Origin of the sequence: Streptomyces sp. NPDC047982 (assembly GCF_043204165.1) — a bacterium.
GTDB lineage: Bacteria > Actinomycetota > Actinomycetes > Streptomycetales > Streptomycetaceae > Streptomyces.
Genome location: NZ_JBIDBS010000005.1, coordinates 64,874 through 83,471, shown reverse-complemented (window position 1 = coordinate 83,471; position 18,598 = coordinate 64,874). Strand labels below are relative to the sequence as shown.

The following is an 18,598-nucleotide window of genomic DNA, read 5'->3' as shown; positions in this document are numbered from 1 at the left end:
GGGGGCTCCAGGACGGGCGTCGGACGGGATGCCGAAAGGGGGCGGGCGGCGCTCAGTGACCCATGGCCAGCCCCCCGTCGGCGGGGATGACGGCGCCGGTGACGTAACCGGCCGCCTCGGAGGCCAGGAAGGCCACGACGGCGGCGATCTCCTCGGGGCGCCCGGCCCGGCCGAGCGGAGTGGCGGCCAGGATCGCGGCGCGCCGGCGAGGCGGCAGGTCCGAGGTGAGCGCCGTGTCGACGAACCCGGGCAGGACCACGTTGCTGGTGACTCCGTGGGGACCCAGCTCCCGGGCGGCACTGCGGGACAGCCCGATCAGGCCGGCCTTGGCCGCCGCGTAGGCGGCCTGCCCGGTCGTGCCGAGCACCGCCGCGACGGACGAGACGAACACGAGCCGGCCCCACTCGCGCTCGGCCATGGCGGACACCGCCCGCCGCGCGATCCGCCAGGACCCGGTGAGGTTGGCGTCGGTCACCTGCCGGAAGGCCGTCTCGCTGGTGCGCTGGAGCAGTCCGTCGCAGCGGACGCCGACGCTCGCGACGACGATCTCCACAGGCCCCTGGCGGGCCTCCGTGCGGGCGAAGGCGGCGTCCACCTGGCCGGCGTCGGTCACGTCGCAACGCGCCGACTCGAAGCCCGCCGGTCCCGCCCCGCCCGTGGTCACGCCGCGGGCGGCGACGGTCACCCGGTGGCCCTGGTCCGCCAGGGCGCGCGCGACGGCCAGGCCGATGCCCCGGCTTCCGCCGAACACCAGGGCGGAGCGGCCCGATGTGCGGTCACCTCGGGTCATGACAGGGGCACCGCCTTCTCGAGCGGATGCATGAAGTTCAGCGCGACCGGGGCGAGTTCCGGGTGCAGGGCGGCGGCCCGTGCCAGGACCTGGCCGGGGCCGGAGTCGAGGACGGTGGTGACGCCCGAGGCGACGAGGGCGCGCATGGCGTCGTTCCACCGCACGGGAACGGCGAGCTGTTCCAGGAGGTCCCGGCGCACCGCGCCCACCTCCCGGGCGATCCGTCCGGTGCTGTTGAGCAGGAGCGGAACGGCCGGCGGTGACAGCGACACCGCGGCCAGGCCGGGCCGCAGCGCCTGCTGGACGGGTTCCATCAGCGGGGAGTGCGACGCCACACCGGCGGACAGCTCCTTCACCCGTACCCCCTCCTGCGCCCCGGCACGACCGCCGACCCAGCGCACGGCGGCCGCGTCACCGGACACCACGGTCTGTTGCGGGCCGTTGAAGCAGGCCGGCACCACCACGCCGTGCTCCGACGGGCAGGCGGCGCACCACTCGGCGACCCGCTCGGGCGACACCCCCGCCAAGGACGTCATCAGCGCGGGCCGCGCCCGCGTCTGCTCACTCATGAGCCGCGCCCGCCGGGCCACCAGGCGCAGGGCGTCGTCGAACTCCAGGGCACCCGCCTCGACGAGGGCGGCGAAGTGACCCAGGCTGTGGCCGCCGACGACGGCCGGCGGTGCCCACCGGTCGCCCAGGTGCCGACGGAGCGCGGCCGTCGCCGCCAGCGCGGTGGCGACGATCGCGGGGTGGGAGATCTCCGCGGTGGCGAGTTCGGCGGGTTTGCCCTCCTGGCAGAGGCGGACGAGGTCGAGCCCGGTGGCCTTCGCCGCCCTCTCCAGCACGTCCCGCGCGCAGTCGAAGGAACGGCACAGCCGCCGGGCCATGGAAGGGAGCTGCGATCCCGCACCAGGCAGGAGCAGGGCGTACCGGCCGCGGGACACGGCGTCGAGCACGGTGGTCGTCACGGGGCGTCCTCCTGTCCACGGGCCTGGACGGCCCCCTGCGCGGCCTCCTGCCACAGCCGGGCGGCGTGCACCTTTCCCGTTCCGGTGCGGGGCAGTGCCTCCCGCAGGTGGAAACGGGTGGGGACCTTGTACGAGGAGAGGAAGCGCGCCACGTGTCGGCGCAGACCGGACTCGGTGACCCCCTCCTCGACGGCGACGAAGGCCGCGAACCGGTCGCCGTGTCCGGCGCTGCCCTCGGGCGGCGCGGCGACCCAGCACTCGCGGACGCCGGGCACCCGCAGCACGGCCCGCTGGACCTCGTCGGGGTCGACCTTGCGGCCCGCCACCGAGATGCGCCGCGTGGTGCGGCCCTCCACGACGACGTACCCGGGGGAGGGCAGCCGCCCGGTGTCACCGGTGCGGAACCAGCCGTCGGCGCGGGAGGCGGCGGTCAGTTCGGGCAGCCCCCAGTAGGTGACGGGACCGGCGCCGGCCTGGCGCAGGTGCAGTTCTCCCGAGACGTCCGGGCCCGGCGCGGCGAGCCACGTGCCGTCCGCGGCGCGCAGGCGGGCTGTGACACCGGGCAGCAGGCGCAGCGGTCCGCCCGGGACACCGGTGGTGTACGCGATCTGGCCGAACTCGGTGGAGCCGTACTGGTCGCGCAACGGCACGCCGGTGGCGGCGTGCCAGTCCTCCGCCAGCGCGGGGGACAGCGGCTCGCCGGCGCTGACGCAGATCCGCAGGGCGGACGGTGCGGGCGGCTCGCCGCTGTCGAGCACGGCCCGGTAGAGGAACGGGACGCTCTGCACCACGGTGGCGCGGCTGTCACGAAGGAGCCGGGCCAGCGCCATGGGCGAGGCCGGATGCGGGGCCAGCACCAGGGTGCAGCCGGTGACCAGCGCCGGCAGCACGGCCACGCCGAACGCATAGGCGTGGTGCACCGGGGTCGTGCACAGGACGCGGTCGCCCTCGCGGTAGCCGGCGAGTGCGGCGAAGTCCGCCGCGTTCGCGAGGGTCGTGTGCCACCGCTTGCGCACCACTTTCGGCAGTCCGCCGGTGCCCGACGTCACCAGGCCCAGGTGGAGAGCCGGTGCGAAACCGCCGGGCGCGGGGGCCTCGGCGCCGACGGGGCCGTCCGCGTGGTCGGCGGCCGACGGCGTGTGCCATCCGGCCAGCCCGGCCAGCGCGGCCACCTGGTCCCGTTCGGCGGCTGTCGCCCGGCCGTCGTACACAACGGCCTCCCGTCCCTCGGCGGTCGCCGCCAGCAGCGCGACGAGCGTGTCGGGGTCGTTGCGCGCCAGTATCCCGAGCCGGGCCCCGGGTGCCTGGCCGTCCCGGCGCAGCCGGGCCCTGGCACGCCGCACCCGGTCGGCGAGTTCGGTCCATGTGACGGTGGTGCCCCGGTACTCCACGGCGGGCCGCGCGGGCGTGGCCGCGGCCCGTGCCGCGAGCAGGCCCGGCAGGGTGTCGTGAGGCATGGCCGCGCTCATGCGGTGCCTCCCGGGCGCAGGACGAGGAGCGAGCCGCCCCCGTGAAGCTCGGCGGGCTCGGCGGGGCGTCGGTGGTGCCAGTCGGCCAGGGCGGCGAACGCCTCGCTGGGGTCGGTCCGCCCCTGGTCCGCGTCGTCCGCGTCCCGCACGGCGGGGTGGCTGCCGCCCGGGCGCCAGCCGCCGACGTCCCCCCAGCCGCCGGCACCGTCCAGCACCACGGCGGCGGTGCGCAGGCGTACCGGTCCGGTGTCCCGCGGATCTTCGGGCGGCGGCCAGTGCGCGGCGGCCACCAGGACCCGGCGCAGCCGGCCCGATGCGATCATGGCGGCGGCGTATCCCAGGGCGTCGACCCCGCTGGAGGCTCCGGTCAGGGTGACCGCGGTGCCGTCCAGGCCGAGTTCGATGCACAGCCGCCCGGTCAGCGAGTGGGCCGAGTAGTGCAGGAAGCACTCCGGAGCGAGCCAGCGGGGCCCGTGGGAGTCCAGGACCTCGGCGATGTACGCGGAGGTGGCGCAGGTGGCGCGGTGGGAGGCGGTGACACAGCCCAGGGCGTGCGCCTCGTCGGGGGCGATGCCCGCGGCGGTCAGCGCCTCCCGGGCGGCGGCGAGGAGTTCGGGGCCCAGCACGTCGCGCACGGCGAGCGGCATCCGGGGGAGGTCGGCGGTCTCGCTCGGCACGCGGGGGAACTCGCGCTCGGTCAGGCGCACGGCGGTCGCGGCGATCCGCGCGGTCTCACGCGTCACGGCCGAACACCACCGCGACGTTGGAGCCGCCCAGACCGCACGAGAGGGTGAGTGCCGCCCGCGGTGGCCGGTCGGGCTGTTCGTCCCCCAGGTTCAGGTGGTCCCAGCGCGGGTCGCGGTCCTGCAGGCCGAGCGTCGGCAGCACCTCCGCGCGCAGCAGGGTCAGTACGGTCACGATGGCCTCCACTGTGCCTGCGGCGCCCTGGCAGTGGCCGAGCGCCGCCTTGCTGCTGACGACGGGTATGCGGGGGAGGCGGTCGCCCAACACGTCCGCCAGCGCGCGCAGTTCCGCCACGTCGCCGTGACGGGTTCCGGCGGCGTGCGCGTTCACGTATCCGATCTCCTCGGGCCGGGTACGGGCGTCCGCCAGGGCCCGCCGCACCGCCTTGGCGACCCCCTCGAAGTCCGGCCGGGCGGCCTGGCTCGCCTCGTTGCTGCTGCCCCAGCCGCGCAGGTGGGCGAGCGGTCGGTCCGCGGTGCGCTCCAGCACGACGGTGGCGGCGCACTCGGAGATCCGGATGCCGGAGCGGCGCGCGGCGAACGGGCGGCAGCCGCCGGGGCTGAGCGTGCGCAGCGAGGCCAGGCCCTGGAAGGCGGTCTCCGTGATGGTGTCCACCCCGCACACCAGCACCCGGTCGGCGAGACCGTCGCGCAACAGGTCCGCGCCGACCCCGAGAGCGGTGGCGCCCGCGGCGCTGGCGTTGCCCACCTGCACCACCGGCCCGTCCCACGCGGGAGGGGCGTACGGGCTCCAGGCGGCGGGGGCGCGTCCCTCGTGCCACGCCCGCCAGGCGGTGGCGGACGGGAAGCCGCCGCTGTCGGTGGTGCCCAGCACCAGGGCCGTGCGGCCGACGCGGTCCCGGCCCCGGCCGGTGCGCGCCTCGGCGTCCTTCAGGGCATCGTCCGTCGACCGGTGCACCAGGTACGGCAGCCGGGCAGGGTGTCCGGGCGGCGGGACCCCGCGCCCGGTCGCCTCCTCGGGCACGAGGCCGACCAGGTGCGCGCCGGTGCGGGAGACGTCGAAGTGCTCCACCGGCCGGAAGGCGACCACGCCGCCCGCGCACGCCCGCCACAGGGCGTCGACGCCGGCGCCACCGGGCGAGAGCACCCCGAGGCCGGTCACGACGACGGAGGAGGGGGCGGTCATCGGGCCTCCCAGGGAAGCCGGCCGTGCGCGGACAGGTGGCGGACGAGGGCGCCGACCGAGTCCGCGATGTCCCACAGTTCGCCGTCGGCGATCCGCTCGACGGCGCACTCCCGCTCCAGCGTGGCCAGCACGGTCACGATGTCCAGCGAATCGATGCCGAGTTCGAAGAACTTGTCCTCCCGGGTGATGCTCCGGGCCAGATCCCTGCCGACCCGTTCGGCCAGCCGCTCGCGGACCAGGTCTTCCAGCGCGGCGGCGGGTGCCGCCGGGCCGTCGTCGGTGTGCCGCATCCGTGTCCTCTCGTGTGCGCAACCACCACCGCCGTGTCGGCGGAAGGCGGGCGGTGCCTCAGCCGATCGGCGTGCCGGCCGTCAGATCCGTACGTACGTGCGTGTGCACGCGTGCGCCGTGCCGGACTGTCACGGCCGCGGCGTAGCCCGGCGCGCGAGCCGGGACGGTGCGCACCGACCAGCCCGCCAGTTCCTCGGGGCCGGCCACGGTCACCCGGCCCGTGGTGTCGACTCGCGCGCTCATGCGGGCCAGGGCGTGACCGAGTCCGGTGCCGGTGGCCTTCGCGTACGACTCGGCGCTCGTCCAGACCCGCAGCAGGACGGCCCGCCGCACCGGCGCGGACAGCCGGGTGAGCCGACCGCTGTGCTCCGGGCCGAACAGCCGGGGGGTCAGCGTCTCGACCTCTGCGGCGCGGTCCGCGGTCTCCACGTCCACCCCCACCGGCCCGGCCCCGCGCCCCAGCGCCACCGCGGCCAGGACCCCCGAGTGGGCGATCGACACGGTCCACCCCGCGCCGCCGCCCCCGGCCAGCCGCACCGGACCGTGGCCGGCTTCTCCGCAGGCCGGGCAGCGCGCCGCGAGTGCGACGCTGCCCGGCGGTACTCCGAGACGTCCGGACAGCGCCGAGCGCAGCAGTCCGCGTGCCACGGTGAACCGGGCGGCGTCCCGCTTCGGCAGCAGGCCGGCCCGTTCGCGCTCGGCGGCGTCGAGCAGCCCGGCGCAGCGGCGGACGGCCTCGGGAGTCACCAGCGCCTGGTACACGCAGACCACCCGGCCGTCCGGGACCGTGGCGCCGGATTTTGCCCGAGTCCCGGAGCACGGCGACGGGGCGGGGGCCGCACCGGTCATGACAGCGCGCTCTCGTCGAGGCGGTCCAGGATGTCCCGGACGGTTTCCTCCTCCTTCTGGCCGGTCGTGTCCAGCCACAAGCCGATGCGCGCGGTGTCGCGGCGGAACACCTCGTCCAGTTCGCGTGCCCCCCAGCCCTGTCCGTCGTACGCCTGGTGGGCGCGGCCCGCGTCCCGGGACAGGACCGTCTCCGGCCGCGGGGCCAGCACCACCACATGGCAGGGGCGGACGTCGCCGAGCATGCCGATGAACCGTTCCAGGTGTTCGCCCAGCAGGTTGTCCTCGGCGATCACGGTGAAGCCCTCCGCGGCGTACGAACGGGTCAGCATCGCCAGGTGGCGCAGGCGCAGTTCGTACTGGCGCAGCGCCTGCGGCGACGGGGCGGGGGCCATTTCCGCACGGCCGGTGACCACCATGCGGCGCAGCACATCGCCTTCGATCAGCACCGAGGGGTCGAACCGGCGTGCCAGCAGCGCACCCACGGTGGACTTCCCGCTGCCGGGGATGCCGGTCACCACCACGACGCGAGGTCCGGACGGGGGGCAGGCGTTCACCGGGCGGCGCCCGCGGTGGCCGGCTCGGGGGCGACGGCCTCGCCTCCCCGGTGGACCTGCCAGCGCAGTGGGGGCTCGCGGAAGGTCATGAGTTCCACCAGCAGGCGGTTGCCGACCGGTTCCACTTTCTGGAAGACCCGTTTGACGGCCTTGGTACCGGCCGGGCCGAGTGCGTCGGGCAGGTATTGCTTGATCTGTTCGAACAGCAGCCATTGCCGGCCCTTGCGGTTCTTGACGACCCGCTCCACGTAACTGGGCCTGATGCCGTACTTGGTGGCGAAATGCTTGAGGGTCTCGGCCGTCCACGCGTCGCTCCAGCGCAGCATGAAGTACGGCAGGTCGCCGAGCGCGAAGGGCGGCGGCATCCGGTAGGTGATCACCGACCTCGGTTCGAACCACACCGTGCCGCCGGCGTCCAGCACCCGCTGGCTGAAGTCGAGGTGCTCGCGGGTGGTCAGCAGTCCCTCGTCCATGCCGCCGACCTGGTCGAAGACCGAGCGGCGCACCAGCGCGCAGTGGAACTCGATGATGTCGCACGCCTGGCGGCGCATCTTCTCGGCGGGTACTTCCGAGACGTGCTTCATGAAGTACCGCTGGGTCTGGGTGAAGTCGCGCGTGCCCCAGACACCGGAGAACTCCATGTCGCCGCCGGCCATGTGGACCGTCTGCTCCTCCAGAGGTCCGTGCAGGTAGAGCGGGCCGACCATCGCGGCCTTCTCCTCGTCGGCGCAGGCGATCAGCGGCTCCAGCCAGTTGTCCGTGTACTCCACGTCGTTGTCGAGGAAGACCACGTACTCGCCCTCGGCATAGCGCAGTCCGATGTTGCGGGCGCAGTTCGGCGAGACGTACTTGTTCACGCGCACCGCGGTGAAGCCGTGGATGTCGCTCAGTCGGCGCAGCCGTTCCCAGCGGTCCTTGGGCGAGTTGACGTCGACGTACACGACGTGGCACGGAACGTCGGTGTGGGCGAAGAAGTTCTTGAGGGACTCCTCGGCGTACGAGAAGCGCTCGCGGCTGGTGATGACGGCGGTGACGCGGGGCGGGCTGTCCATGTGGTCTCCCGTTCGGGTGCGGACGTCCGATGGGCTTCGGTCCGGCAGGGCCGGGCCGGTGTCAGGAGGGGCGTGCGGTGAGCAGGGAGTAGTGACCGTAGACCGGCGTGACGTCGCAGTCGGTGAAGCCGGATGCGTCGAGCAGCGCGACGAGTTCGGGACATGTGCGAAGTCGGCCGCCGGTCATGACCGCGAGGGCGAGCGAGTAGCCCGTGACGGTGGGGGAGCGGCGGGCCGCGTCGTCGGGCAGCACCTGGTGCACGAGCAGCCGGCCCTCGGCGGACAGGGCCGCGCGGGCGCGTTCCAGCAGATCTCGGCAGTGCGCGTCGTCCCAGTCGCTCAGCACGTCCGCGAACAGCACCCGGTCCTGGTCGCCCGGCCACGGGTCGGCGAACATGTCGCCGGTGCGCAGCCGGACCCGCTCGGCGAGGTCCGTCCGCTCCAGCAGTCGGTTCGCCTCGCGCTCCACCACGGGCAGGTCCACAACAGTGGCCGTCAGGCGCGGATTGCGGCGCGCCAGCGCCATCGCGAAGGTGCCCACGCCGCCCCCGACCTCCAGCAGCGCGACGCAGTCCGTCAAGTCCAGACGATCGGCGAGGGCCGCGGCAGGGCCGACGGAGTGCGCGTGCATGGCACGGGCGAACTGCTCGCCGTGGTGGGGGGAGCGTTCATGGGTCTCCCAGATGTCCTTGCCCCGGTAGCCGTGGGCGGCGCCGGTGGTGATCAGTCCGCGGACGGCGGCGCAGCGTTCGTCCCAGCCGAGTCCGAGCATGGGCCCCCAGTAGCGGGCGCCGTCCGGGAGCAGGAAGGCGTGGGCGTCCGGGGTCAGGTGGTATCGGCCGCCGTGCACGGACAGGTATCCGAGGGCGGCGAGGAATTCCAGCACCACCGCCGTCCCGGCCCGGTCCAGACCGCGTGACGCGGCGAGTTCGGCCGCGTCGGCCGGGGACCCGGCGAGCGTCGGGAAGAGACCGAGGCGGTCCGCGGCGGCGACCGCCGGAAGCCGGTACTGCGACATGAAGGTGTCCATGAGCAGCCGGTCGTCCGGGCCCGACGCGTGGGTAGCGGCTTTGGGCGGGACGCCGGACGGGGCGAGGGTCTTTGCGGTCACCGGGCCTCCGCGGCAGCCTCGGAGATGCGCGCGGTGAGGATGTCCAGCAATGCGCCGACCGTGGTGTAGCGCAGGGGGTCGATGTCGTCGTTCTCGAAAGTCAGATCGTGCTTCTGCTCGAAGTAGGTGAAGACATAGGCAAGCGTGATGGAATCGAGCCCGAGTCGGCTCATCGGGTCGTTCTCGGTGAGTTTTCCGGCGACCTCCGGCGGGGTCTCGCACTGTTCGACGAGAATCGTGCGCACCTCGTCGAACAGTTCCGTGCGGTCCGTGGATCCGAGACTGTTTACGCTGCTCATCTGCAAGCCCACCCCTCTGTTTGCCGTGCCTTACCGTGCGGAAACGCGAAATCCATGCCACACGCTAAAACCATCGATCAAGACTGTCAATTATTTCGAAAACTCCGTCCAATTTTTTCTCCCCTATTCGGGGAATAGTTTTCCGTCCCTGCGGCCGGACGCCTCCCGGGCGATTGTCCGCAGGGTTTTTCGCTTTTTCTCAGGTTGTCTTCCGGGCGGCTTTTCGTGCCTGCGGGGGCTCAGGCGAAGGACAGCTCGGGCAGCGGCCTGCCCTCCCCGAAGCACCACTCGGCCTCGCCCCGCAGGCGCCGTGCGAGACGGGTGCCGTCCCCCTCGGCGTGCGGGTGCCCGGTCCCGGCGTGCCGGCACATCGCCTCCAGCAGTGCCTCCAGCGCGTTCGCCAGCGCGGCGATCTCCTCATGGGCCATCGCGTAGACGCCCTCCGAGCGGTAGCGGTGCAGCCCCAGCAGCAACAGGCCCAGCTTCTGGGCCCGCCCCGCCGCCGCGAGCGCCGCACGGGACACTTCGACGGTGCGCGACTCCTCGGCACCGGCCAGGGCATGCCCCAGCAGGAAGAGTTGCGGCTGCACGTCCCCGAGCACCCATACATCCATCCCCTTCGCCAGCAGCAGGGGCAGGCGCGCCCCCGACCACACCTCGCCGTGGAACGCGCGCAGTTCGGCGACGTCCTCGCCGAGCGGGGCCAGGGAAGGCGGCACCAGCGCGGCGGCCGTCTCCTCGGGGCGCCGTGCGTCCGGCGGCGCGATCCGCTCCACGACCGCGTACCGGGTGCACGCCTCGCGCAGTGCGTCGGTGACGGGCAGGACCCGCCGATGGCCGTCCTTCGCCGGGGCGTCGGTGTCCAGGACGTGCAGCCCCCGGTCGTCGATCCGGTGGGCCAGCACCATGTGGTGGTGGTAGTGCTCCTTGCCTTCATGGTCGTCGCCCGGCCAGTGGTGGCCGTCCGGCATCAGCACCACCGGTGTCCCGGAACCGACGAGTTCGGCGACGCGCGGCCAGTGACTGCGGCCCGACCCGATCCCGGTCAGGTGCCAACGAACCGCGCAGGCCGGGAAGTCGCTCATCGGCCCGTACCACTCCCCGCGCCGCACCAGGTCGAGCGGTACGGCGAGGCCGCGTGCCACCGCGTCCGCGTCGTAGCCCCGGTGCAGCAGCACGGCCTCGACCGAGCGCATGAAGCACCCCAGACCGTCCAGGCCGATGTTCTTCCAGCCCAGTGCGGCGGCGGGATCGAAGGCATAGGGGCGGATGTCCTCGGCGGTCGTGTCGCTCACGTCGTCCTCCTGGTGTTGCGCAGCACGGTGGCCGTGATCGTCAGAGTCGGGTTGTGCGCCCCGGAGGTGGGGAAGAGGCCGCCGTCGGCGACGAAGACGTTGTCCAGCGCGTGCATCCGGCCCGCGCCGTCCGTCACCCCCATGCGAGGGTCGTGGCTCATCCGCAACCCCCCGAGGGTGTGGAAGTTGCCGGGCACGGTGCCGGGTTCACCGGGAAAGGCCCGCGAGCGAGTCTCGGGCACCGCGGCCACCGCGTCCGCGCCCGCCGCCTTCAGCAGCGCGGCCAGCCGCGGCAGGTAGAAGCGCTGGGCCGTGGTCTCGTGGAGGTGCGGGGCCCACGAGATGCAGGGCACCGGCAGCCCCAGCCAGTCCCGGACGGCCGGATCGAGGCCGACGCGGTTCTCCCGCTGGGAGACGTCCTCCCCGTGCATCTGCACCCCGAGCAACCGGTCCCGCAGGGGGCTCTCGCGCATCAGCCGCTGGAAGGCCCGGCCGTAGGGGACGTCCGTCAGCTCCGGCAGGAGCCGCCGGTAGAGACGGCCCTCCTGGACGGGGCCGGGCTGCCCGCCGCCGAGTTCGACCACGCCACCCCGCAGATACGGCAGCCCCGCCGCGCGTGCGGCCTCGCGCGCGCCGGGGTGGTCCGGGTCGGCGAAGTCGTCCAGGGCGTGGGTGATGTTCCGGCCCCTCGGGCTGCGCACCCGCTCCCCGAGGAACAGTCCGTAGGCGACGGAGTACCAGTGGAACATCAGGTGGCGTCCCAGCAGCCCGGACGGATCGGGCAGCTCCGACAGCAGGGCGAGGCGGCAGCTCTCCACCGCGGATCCCGCGAGCACCACCCGGTCGGCGGGAAGTTCCGTCCGGACGCCCTCGGCATCCGCGTACACCACCGCGCGTGCCCTGCGTCCCGTGTACCGCACCTGCACGGCCGTTGCCAGCGGCAGCACCTCGGCGCCCGCCAGGACCGCGCGGCGCAGCGCCGTCAGGGCACTGCCGCGGGAGAGGTCGGGACAGCCGTAGCCGCAGCACGCGCCGCAGTCGACGCAGACGGGCCGCCCGTCGTAGGGACGGGAGTTGGCGGCCATCGGCATCGGGTAGGGGTGCAGGTCCAGCGTCCGCGCGGCTTCGGCCACACGCACCGACGACGTCTGGTCCGGCCCCGGCGGCATCGGGAAGTCCCGCGAGCGCGGGGCGTGGCGCAAGGTCGTCGCGGGCAGGGCGGCGCGGTCGCCCTGCACACCCAGGAGCGCCTCGGCCTCGTCGTAGTAGGGAGCGATCTCCGCGTAGTCGAACGGCCAGTCCACGACGTCGCCGCCCGGCAGCGGGCCCAGCGCGGAACGCTTGGCGAAGTCGAGATCCCACAGCCGGGGCGTCTTGGCGTCCCAGTGCACCGAGCCGCCGCCGACGGCCGCCGGCAGGGCGTTGACGAACCCGGTGACGGGCTGCCCGGGGAAGGCCCGGTCGTGGTAGACGCGGGGCTCGGCGAGCGGGTCAGGGTATTCGAAACCGCGGACCGGGCCCTTGATCTCGTCGGCGGAGAAGACGTGGCGCGGAGCCGGGACCGAGAGGTCCTCGAAGTGGTTGGGGCCGCGCTCCAGGACGGTGACGTCCCAGCCCGCTTCGGCGAGGACCATCGCTGCCGTCGATCCGCCCGGGCCGCTGCCCACGACCACCGCGCGTTCAGCCACCGTAGCCCCCGGACGACGCGATCAGCCGTGCGGCCCTGGTGAAGTGCCGGGCGAGGACGGCGACGGGATCGGGCCCCGGGCCGGCGTACGGCCCCACGGCCTCGGGCGGGTCCGTCCGCGGCGGTCCGGCGGGCGTCGTGGCCGTCCCGGCGCCCCGGGGCGCCGGCAGTCCGAGCAGGGTGGGGTTCGCCGGGGCGGGCCGGCCCCGGTAGACGGGGGCGCCGTAGGTTCCCTCGACGGCGTGGTCGAAGAGCTGGTCGCGGAAGACGGCCGCCTCGGCGTCGCACAGGGCCCGGTGCCGCGATGCGGGCGAGGCGGAGGCGAAGTCGCCGCCCGCCAGGCGGTCCAGAACCGTTACTCCCGTGCGGTAGGCGCGGCGCAGGTCCGAGACCCGGCGGCGCCACCCCGTTCGCTGGGCGGGGGTGAGGGGGAGGAAGGAGCCGTCGGGGCGGCCGGACGCGTACACGAGGGGCGGCTCGACGGTGAACGCGCCGAGCAGCCGGTCGGCGTACCGGACGGCGTCCGCTTCGCGGGCCCCGGGGCCGGGCTCGCCCGGCGCGTCGGCGGGGCCGGGGACGAGCAGCGCCATGGCCTCACGGACCACGTCCGCCTCGTGCGGGGTGAAGAAGAGCCAGTTCCGGTCGTCCGGTCCCAACTCCTCCACAGATAAAGCGATTTGCTGATAATCATGGTGTTCGTTCACGTTTGCCCTTCGGTCAAGGAGACCCGCATGAGTCAGTCCGGAGCCGTCAGTGCCGGTGACACGCAGGACGTGTTCGCCCTCACCCGACGGCTGCTGGCCACGCAGACCCCCCGATTCACGGGCGAGCACGGAGTGGAGGTGCACAGCCTGGTCTCCTCCGACCACGTGCCGCTCTACCTCTTCGCCGCCAAGTCGCTGGCCCGTTTCTGGCCCGAGGTGACGCCCGTGGTGCACGACGACGGCACGCTCACCCCGCGCGATACGGCCCGGCTTCGCCGGCACGTGCCCGACGCCCGGATCATCGGCCGCGCCGAAGCGGACCGGCACGTGGAGGAACTGCTCGCGGACCACCCCACGCTCGCCGCGGTGCGCCGCAACAACGTCCGTATCCTCCAGCTCGTCGACTACTACCTGCTCAGCCGCGCGCCGTCGGTCGTCAGCATGGACAGCGACGTGGTGTTCCTGTCCCGTCCGCGTGCCCTCGTCGACTGGGCGACGGCCGCATCGGACGAGCGTCCCGCCTTCCTCTATTCGCCCGAGTTCGGGTGGGAGCCCCAGGGCGTGCACTGGATAGCGGACCACCTGCCGGGCACCCCCTACGTTCCGTACATGTGCTGCGGCTTCGCCGGCGTCGACTCCGCCGCCTTCTTCGACGCGGACTTCCTGGAGCACACCCTGAGCGCCCTGCCCCGCGAGATCAGCTTCGCGCCGCGCTACGTCACCCAGATGTCGTACTCGCTGCTCGGAGGGCGGCTCGGCGAGGGGCGGACGCGGAACCTGGGAGAGCCGTACCGCTCCGGCCGCCTGGAATGGCTGCCCGCCATCGACGGCCGGGTGATCTGCCACTACTTCGCGTCCCACGAACGCTCCACCACGTTCGACAACCTGTCCGAGGAGGGCCCGCTGCTCGCCCGTGCCATCGGCGCGGGCGGCTGATCCGCACACGCACCGGCAGGCCGTCCCCGCCGGTGCGTCGCCCCGGCGGGGACCGTGGTGGGGCGGTGGTGTCCACGGATCCACCACCGCACCCCTGCGGCCGCCACGCCACCGGGCGGGCAGGGCCGGCGAACTCATACCGCCACCACGCGACCACCCGCGTCCGCCGAGGCGTAGGCCGCCTCCACGACCCGCGCGGTGTCCACGATCTCCCGGGCGCACATGCCCCACAGCCCCGGGTCCGAGAGCACCCGCCGGAAATCCTCGTACATGGGCGTGAACCACTCCAGGTGCGCCTGGTCCTTGCTCGGCGAGACGAGGGACCGCCGCCACTGCCCCTCCGCCGTGCGACCGGTCACCTCTCCGTCGTCGATGCGCACCGACCCGGCGGAGCCGCGGACCGCGTAGTGGTTGGACCGCTCGTCGCTCGTCCAGCTCAGCCGGATGTCGCACCGGCCGTCGCCGAAGTCCAGACGCAGCCTGGCCGCCTCGTCCACCGCCGCAGGATCGCCGTCCGGCCGTTCCACGGTGCAGGACAGCTTCACGGGGGCCCGGCCGAACAGCCGCAGCGCCATGTAGACACAGTGCGTCCCGTGGTCCAACAGGATTCCTCCACCGGCCAGTTCGGGAGACCGGCGCCAGTCGGGGGAGTAACCCGGCACCCCGCGCGCGTGCCGGTCGCGCAGGATGCGGAAGGTGGCCGATTCCAGACGCCCCACGCCGCCGTTCCCGGTGCGGGGGCTCCCGGTGACCGCCTCGCGCAGCGTCCGCATGAGGGGTGACGTCCCATAGTTGTGCGAGGGGAAGAGCAGCCGGCCCCGGGCGCGGGCCAGCTCCGTCAGCTCGCGCGCCTCGGCGCCGCGCGCCGCGACCGGTTTCTCGCAGATCACGTGACGGCCCGCCGAGAGCGCGGCCCGGGTGAGCGGGCCGTGGAAGGCGGGCGGTGTGCACACGTCGACCACGTCCACCGCGGGGGCGGTCGCCATCGCCTCGTCCAGTGAGGAGAACACCCGGCCGTGGGGCAGGAGACCCGCCGCCCGCGCGCGGCGCTCGGGTGACGGGTCGACGACCGCCGCCACTTCGACGCCCGGTACGGATCCGTACCCGCTGAGCCGGGCGCCGCCCGCCGTGCCGAACCCGACGACGACCACCGAAACGGACCTGTCCCGGCCGATCGGCACCGGCGCGAGGGGTGTCCCGTTCGTGCTCATGCCTTCCCTCCCGACGCCACCGGCGGGCAGGAGCCCCCGGCCTCGACCAGTTCCCGGTGGACGGTCCGCGACGCCGCGACGATGTTGTCGTGACGGGACGTGAAGGCGTCACCGCCCCACCCTGTGACCACGCCTCCCGCCTCGGCGACCAGCAGCGCACCGGGCACGGTGTCCCAGATCCCGATGCCGAACTCCAGATAGCCGTCGTACGCCCCGCAGGCGACGCGGCACAGCCCCGTGGAGGCGCTGCCCGGTTCGCGTATCTCGAACCCCGCGTCGAGCAGCCGGTCGGCCACCGAGCGCTGCCGCCCCCGCACCACCCCTTCGGTCCCGAAGCCGGTGCCCGCCAGCGGTCTGCCCGGCGGACGTTCCGCGATGCGCAGGGGCATCTCGTCGCGGAACGCGCCCTGCCCGGCCACGGCCCGGAACACCGTGCCGGACTCGGGGAACCGGATCAGGGACAACCGCGTGACGCCCTCCACGACCAGCGCCAGGGCGACCGCGTAGTCGGGCAGTCCGCGCAGGTAGTTGGTCGTGCCGTCGAGCGGGTCCACGATCCAGGTCGGCCGGCCGTCCCCGGGGGCGACGGGATCGGACTCCTCCGAGACGATCCCGAAGTCCGGTGTGTACATGCGCAGGATGGCCAGCGCCTGGTGCTCGGCGGCCAGATCGGCGTCGCTGACCGGCGCGTCGCCTTCCTTGGTGCGCACGGTCAACCGGGTGCCGCGCCAGCGCAGCAGCTCCTTCGCGGCCTCCGACGCGGCCTGCGCCGCCGTGACGGTGAGGCGGTCGGTGTCGAACACGACGGTCACGCCTCACCCTCCATGCCGATCAGGGTCTCGCGGATGATGCCGACGGCGGTCTCCACCTGAGCGCGGTCGACGGTGAGCGGCGGGTACAGCCGCAGTGTGTTGCCGCCGAGCATCACCAGGACGCCTGCTTCCAGCAGTTCCAGGTAGACGCGTTGGACCAGGCTCTTGGGCGCCGGCTCACGGGTCCGCTTGTCCACCACCAGCTCGATGCCGAGAGCGAGCCCCGCACCGCGCACGTCGCCGACCAGCGGGGCGAGTTCCGTCAGGTCGGCCAGCTGATCGAGCATCTCCCGGCCCCGGGCGGCGGCGTTGTCGACCAGCTTGTCCTCGGTGAGGACGCTCATGGTCGCGGCCACCGCCCGGCACGCCATGGGGAACGCCCCGAAACTGGACGAACTCGCACTGGGCTCGGAGAACGGGGCCGCCGCCATGGTCTGCGCCGAGGCGACGACTCCGGTGACCGGGTAGCCGCCGCCCATGCCCTTGCCGACGGTCAGCACGTCGGGGCGGACCTCCTCGTGCTGATGGGCGAAGGCGGCACCGGTGCGGCCGAAACCGGTCATCATTTCGTCGGCGATCAGCAACGCGTCGAACTCGCGGGCCACCTCGCCCAGGGCCGCGAGGTAGCCCCGGGGCGGCACCACGTTGCCGGACCTGCCCTGCACGGGCTCCACCACGATCGCGGCGAGAGCCCCGGTGGAGTTCTCCTTGATCACGTCACGGGCGTGATCCACGCAGGCGAAGCCGCATTCGGGCGCCCGTAACTTGAAGGGGCAGTGGTAGCAGTTGGCGTACGGGGCGGAGAAGTAGCCGGGCGGGAGCGGCCCGAGACCCGAGCGGGCGCCGGCGGTCAGGGCCAGGCTGCCCATGGTCTTTCCGTGGAAGCCGCCCCAGAAGGAGAGGAATTCGTGCTTTCCTGTGACGGACTTCGCCAGGCGCAGCGCGGCCTCCACCGCCTCCGTGCCACCGCTGTACAGCTGGATCGTGTCCAGGTCCTCGGGCAGGAAATCGCGCAGCGCCCGCACCATGTCGAGCCGGGCGGGGCTGCCGAAGGCCCCGGCGGTGGCGCGGGTCAGCTCCTGGGCGAGGGCCGCGGTGAAACGCGGCTCCGCGTGGCCGATGGAGTTCACCCCGCCCGCACCCTGGAAGTCGATGACGCGGTTGCCGTCGACGTCCACGATCTCGGCGCCGTCCGCGTCCGCCACGCACAACCGGGACAGCAGCATCACGGCCTGCAGACCGGGACCGATCACCTCCTGCTCCTCGGCCCAGTGGGCCTCTCCGCGTACGCGCGGGCGCAGCATCCCGTAGCCATGTCCGGCACCGGGCGCGCCGCCGCCCCCCGCAAGCCCGGAGCTCCGCTCGTGGTCGGTCATATCGCTCCGTCCCCGGTCCGCCGGCGCGACGGCAGCCAGCCGTCCTGCGCAAGTGCCTCGAAGCCGCGCCGGGCCGCGCCGATCGCCGTGTCGATGTCGTCGTCGGTGGTGGATGCCGAGATGAACCAGTGGTGGTTCGGGTGCAGGAAGACGCCCTCGCGGATCGTCGCCGCGTAGAACGACCTCTTCGCCTGCTGGTTGCGGTCCTCGTCGCCGAAGCGGAAGTCCAGGAACGGCATCGGCGGGTGCCCCACCACGTCGACCGGTGCCCCGAACTCCTCGGCCAGCGCGCCCAGACCGTTCTGCAGCCGCTCGCCCATCTGCCAGATCCGCTTGAGGTGGTCGCCCGACCGCAGCTTGCGCACCGTGGCCAACGCGGCGGCCATGGCGTCGGCGTTGGCGTAGTACGTGGACGAGATGTGCACCGTGTCCAGAGTGCGCAGCACATCCGCTCGCCCGGTCAGCGCCGAGATGGCGTACCCGTTGGCGAATGCCTTGCTCAGCGTCACCAGATCGGCGGTGACTCCGTAGTACTCCTGCGCGCCGCCCAGGGCGAGCCGGAAAGCCGACCGGATCTCGTCGAAGACCAGCAGAACGCCGTGTTCCCGCGTCAGTTCCCGCACGCCCTGCAAGAACCCCTCGGCAGGCCGCTCGACCATGAACGGCATCATCACCAGACAGGCGATCTCCCCCCGGTGACGCTCGAAGACCGCCCGCAGCGAGTCCAGATCGTTGTAGGTGAACGTGTCCACCAGCGCCCGGCTGACGGCGGGGATGCCGCGGTCCCACTGGGCGCACCAGTCGTGCCAGCCGTTGTAGCCCCAGCGCACCACCCGGTCCCGGCCGGTGAAGGCCCGGGACAGGCGCACGGCCGCAGCGGTGGCATCCGATCCGGTCTTGAGCAGCATGCCCATTTCCGCGCCCGGCACGATGTCGAGCAGTTCCTCGATGAGCTCCGTCTGGACGGGCTTCATCAGCCCGACCGCGAAACCGCGCCGGATCTCGCGCACCACGGCCTCGTCCACGTCCGGATCGGCGTGGCCGAGGATGACCGTGCCGTAGGACAGGAAGAAGTCGAGATACCTGTTGCCGTCCACGTCCCAGAAGTGGGCCCCGTGGGCCCGGTCGGCGAAGACCGGGTAGTGTCCCTCGACCATCTGGTCGGAGGCGATCACCTTTTTCCGTTTGGCTGCCAGAGCGTCGATCTGCTCGGCCCTGCGGTCGAGTGCGAAGGAACGGTCCAGACCCAAGGGTCTCCCTTTCGTGAGGAACGGCTGAGCGGCGTGCTGCGGGGAGCAGCGGAC

The 18,598-nt window shown here is 73.3% G+C and carries 19 protein-coding genes; 1 reads left to right on the top strand and 18 read right to left on the bottom strand.

The annotated features are described in order from the left end of the window. Positions 1-52: 52 nt before the first annotated feature. From ACGF2V_RS07775 to ACGF2V_RS07710, 14 genes are all read right to left on the bottom strand, one after another. Positions 53-790: an SDR family oxidoreductase gene (locus ACGF2V_RS07775; protein WP_362625337.1), complete on the bottom strand. Its 738-nt coding sequence runs from the start codon at positions 788-790 to the stop codon at positions 53-55. Next, entirely contained in the window at positions 787-1,758 is a 972-nt protein-coding gene (locus ACGF2V_RS07770; protein WP_362704567.1) for an ACP S-malonyltransferase, read from the bottom strand. Before ACGF2V_RS07770 ends, ACGF2V_RS07775 begins: the two co-directional genes overlap by 4 nt. Next, on the bottom strand, positions 1,755-3,227 hold the full coding sequence (locus ACGF2V_RS07765) for a class I adenylate-forming enzyme family protein (protein ID WP_392911161.1): 1,473 nt from the start codon (positions 3,225-3,227) through the stop codon (positions 1,755-1,757). The genes ACGF2V_RS07770 and ACGF2V_RS07765 overlap by 4 nt, the downstream gene beginning before the upstream one ends. After that, on the bottom strand, positions 3,224-3,970 hold the full coding sequence (locus ACGF2V_RS07760; RefSeq protein WP_362625331.1) for a beta-ketoacyl synthase N-terminal-like domain-containing protein: 747 nt from the start codon (positions 3,968-3,970) through the stop codon (positions 3,224-3,226). The genes ACGF2V_RS07765 and ACGF2V_RS07760 overlap by 4 nt, the downstream gene beginning before the upstream one ends. Further along, positions 3,960-5,117 (bottom strand): beta-ketoacyl-[acyl-carrier-protein] synthase family protein, encoded by a 1,158-nt coding sequence (locus ACGF2V_RS07755; RefSeq protein ID WP_362625329.1) that lies wholly within the window; start codon positions 5,115-5,117, stop codon positions 3,960-3,962. The genes ACGF2V_RS07760 and ACGF2V_RS07755 overlap by 11 nt, the downstream gene beginning before the upstream one ends. After that, a complete protein-coding gene (locus tag ACGF2V_RS07750; RefSeq protein WP_362625327.1) occupies positions 5,114-5,407 on the bottom strand; it encodes an acyl carrier protein in 294 nt (97 codons plus the stop codon). The genes ACGF2V_RS07755 and ACGF2V_RS07750 overlap by 4 nt, the downstream gene beginning before the upstream one ends. A gap of 58 nt (positions 5,408-5,465) precedes the next feature. Continuing rightward, positions 5,466-6,170, bottom strand: coding sequence for a 4'-phosphopantetheinyl transferase superfamily protein (locus tag ACGF2V_RS07745; protein WP_362704564.1), 705 nt, complete (start codon positions 6,168-6,170; stop codon positions 5,466-5,468). A gap of 83 nt (positions 6,171-6,253) precedes the next feature. Further along, positions 6,254-6,772 carry an AAA family ATPase gene (locus ACGF2V_RS07740; protein WP_362625323.1) on the bottom strand — a complete coding sequence of 173 codons (519 nt, stop codon included), beginning with the start codon at positions 6,770-6,772 and terminating at the stop codon, positions 6,254-6,256. A 35-nt stretch (positions 6,773-6,807) separates the two neighbouring features. Then, positions 6,808-7,863, bottom strand: coding sequence for a glycosyltransferase (locus ACGF2V_RS07735; protein WP_362704561.1), 1,056 nt, complete (start codon positions 7,861-7,863; stop codon positions 6,808-6,810). Positions 7,864-7,924: 61 nt separating this feature from the next. Beyond that, positions 7,925-8,974: a methyltransferase gene (locus ACGF2V_RS07730; RefSeq protein WP_362704558.1), complete on the bottom strand. Its 1,050-nt coding sequence runs from the start codon at positions 8,972-8,974 to the stop codon at positions 7,925-7,927. Next, positions 8,971-9,273, bottom strand: a complete 303-nt coding sequence (locus ACGF2V_RS07725; RefSeq protein WP_362625319.1) for an acyl carrier protein — start codon at positions 9,271-9,273, stop codon at positions 8,971-8,973. The genes ACGF2V_RS07730 and ACGF2V_RS07725 overlap by 4 nt, the downstream gene beginning before the upstream one ends. A gap of 239 nt (positions 9,274-9,512) precedes the next feature. Next, positions 9,513-10,568, bottom strand: a complete 1,056-nt coding sequence (locus ACGF2V_RS07720; RefSeq protein WP_362704555.1) for a hypothetical protein — start codon at positions 10,566-10,568, stop codon at positions 9,513-9,515. Continuing rightward, positions 10,565-12,256 (bottom strand): GMC family oxidoreductase, encoded by a 1,692-nt coding sequence (locus tag ACGF2V_RS07715; RefSeq protein ID WP_362625315.1) that lies wholly within the window; start codon positions 12,254-12,256, stop codon positions 10,565-10,567. Before ACGF2V_RS07715 ends, ACGF2V_RS07720 begins: the two co-directional genes overlap by 4 nt. Continuing rightward, positions 12,249-12,959, bottom strand: a complete 711-nt coding sequence (locus ACGF2V_RS07710; protein ID WP_362625313.1) for a hypothetical protein — start codon at positions 12,957-12,959, stop codon at positions 12,249-12,251. Before ACGF2V_RS07710 ends, ACGF2V_RS07715 begins: the two co-directional genes overlap by 8 nt. A 27-nt stretch (positions 12,960-12,986) precedes the next feature. Here ACGF2V_RS07710 and ACGF2V_RS07705 point away from each other — a divergent pair, with 27 nt between their 5' ends. Further along, the gene (locus ACGF2V_RS07705) at positions 12,987-13,895 is read left to right on the top strand and encodes a hypothetical protein (protein WP_362625311.1); all 909 of its coding nucleotides are present in this window, start codon (positions 12,987-12,989) and stop codon (positions 13,893-13,895) included. A gap of 134 nt (positions 13,896-14,029) precedes the next feature. Here ACGF2V_RS07705 and ACGF2V_RS07700 read toward each other — a convergent pair whose 3' ends face one another. The 4 genes from ACGF2V_RS07700 to ACGF2V_RS07685 are packed head-to-tail and all read right to left on the bottom strand — an operon-like array spanning position 14,030 to position 18,544. Then, positions 14,030-15,106, bottom strand: a complete 1,077-nt coding sequence (locus ACGF2V_RS07700; protein ID WP_362704550.1) for a Gfo/Idh/MocA family oxidoreductase — start codon at positions 15,104-15,106, stop codon at positions 14,030-14,032. Continuing rightward, positions 15,103-15,918 (bottom strand): inositol monophosphatase, encoded by an 816-nt coding sequence (locus ACGF2V_RS07695; RefSeq protein ID WP_362704547.1) that lies wholly within the window; start codon positions 15,916-15,918, stop codon positions 15,103-15,105. Before ACGF2V_RS07695 ends, ACGF2V_RS07700 begins: the two co-directional genes overlap by 4 nt. Further along, positions 15,915-17,294: an aspartate aminotransferase family protein gene (locus ACGF2V_RS07690; protein WP_362625305.1), complete on the bottom strand. Its 1,380-nt coding sequence runs from the start codon at positions 17,292-17,294 to the stop codon at positions 15,915-15,917. The genes ACGF2V_RS07695 and ACGF2V_RS07690 overlap by 4 nt, the downstream gene beginning before the upstream one ends. Beyond that, complete coding sequence (locus ACGF2V_RS07685; RefSeq protein WP_362625303.1) at positions 17,291-18,544, bottom strand: aminotransferase class III-fold pyridoxal phosphate-dependent enzyme; 1,254 nt, start codon at positions 18,542-18,544, stop codon at positions 17,291-17,293. Before ACGF2V_RS07685 ends, ACGF2V_RS07690 begins: the two co-directional genes overlap by 4 nt. Positions 18,545-18,598: the final 54 nt, after the last annotated feature.

Bases quoted from the DNA above. Each gene is read 5' to 3' on its own strand.
- ACGF2V_RS07775 (WP_362625337.1), bottom strand. From the start codon at position 790: ATGACCCGAGGTGACCGCACATCGGGCCGCTCCGCCCTGGTGTTCGGC.
- ACGF2V_RS07765 (WP_392911161.1), bottom strand. From the start codon at position 3,227: ATGAGCGCGGCCATGCCTCACGACACCCTGCCGGGCCTGCTCGCGGCA.
- ACGF2V_RS07755 (WP_362625329.1), bottom strand. From the start codon at position 5,117: ATGACCGCCCCCTCCTCCGTCGTCGTGACCGGCCTCGGGGTGCTCTCG.
- ACGF2V_RS07750 (WP_362625327.1), bottom strand. From the start codon at position 5,407: ATGCGGCACACCGACGACGGCCCGGCGGCACCCGCCGCCGCGCTGGAA.
- ACGF2V_RS07735 (WP_362704561.1), bottom strand. From the start codon at position 7,863: ATGGACAGCCCGCCCCGCGTCACCGCCGTCATCACCAGCCGCGAGCGC.
- ACGF2V_RS07725 (WP_362625319.1), bottom strand. From the start codon at position 9,273: ATGAGCAGCGTAAACAGTCTCGGATCCACGGACCGCACGGAACTGTTC.
- ACGF2V_RS07705 (WP_362625311.1), top strand. From the start codon at position 12,987: ATGAGTCAGTCCGGAGCCGTCAGTGCCGGTGACACGCAGGACGTGTTC.
- ACGF2V_RS07700 (WP_362704550.1), bottom strand. From the start codon at position 15,106: ATGAGCACGAACGGGACACCCCTCGCGCCGGTGCCGATCGGCCGGGAC.
- ACGF2V_RS07690 (WP_362625305.1), bottom strand. From the start codon at position 17,294: ATGACCGACCACGAGCGGAGCTCCGGGCTTGCGGGGGGCGGCGGCGCG.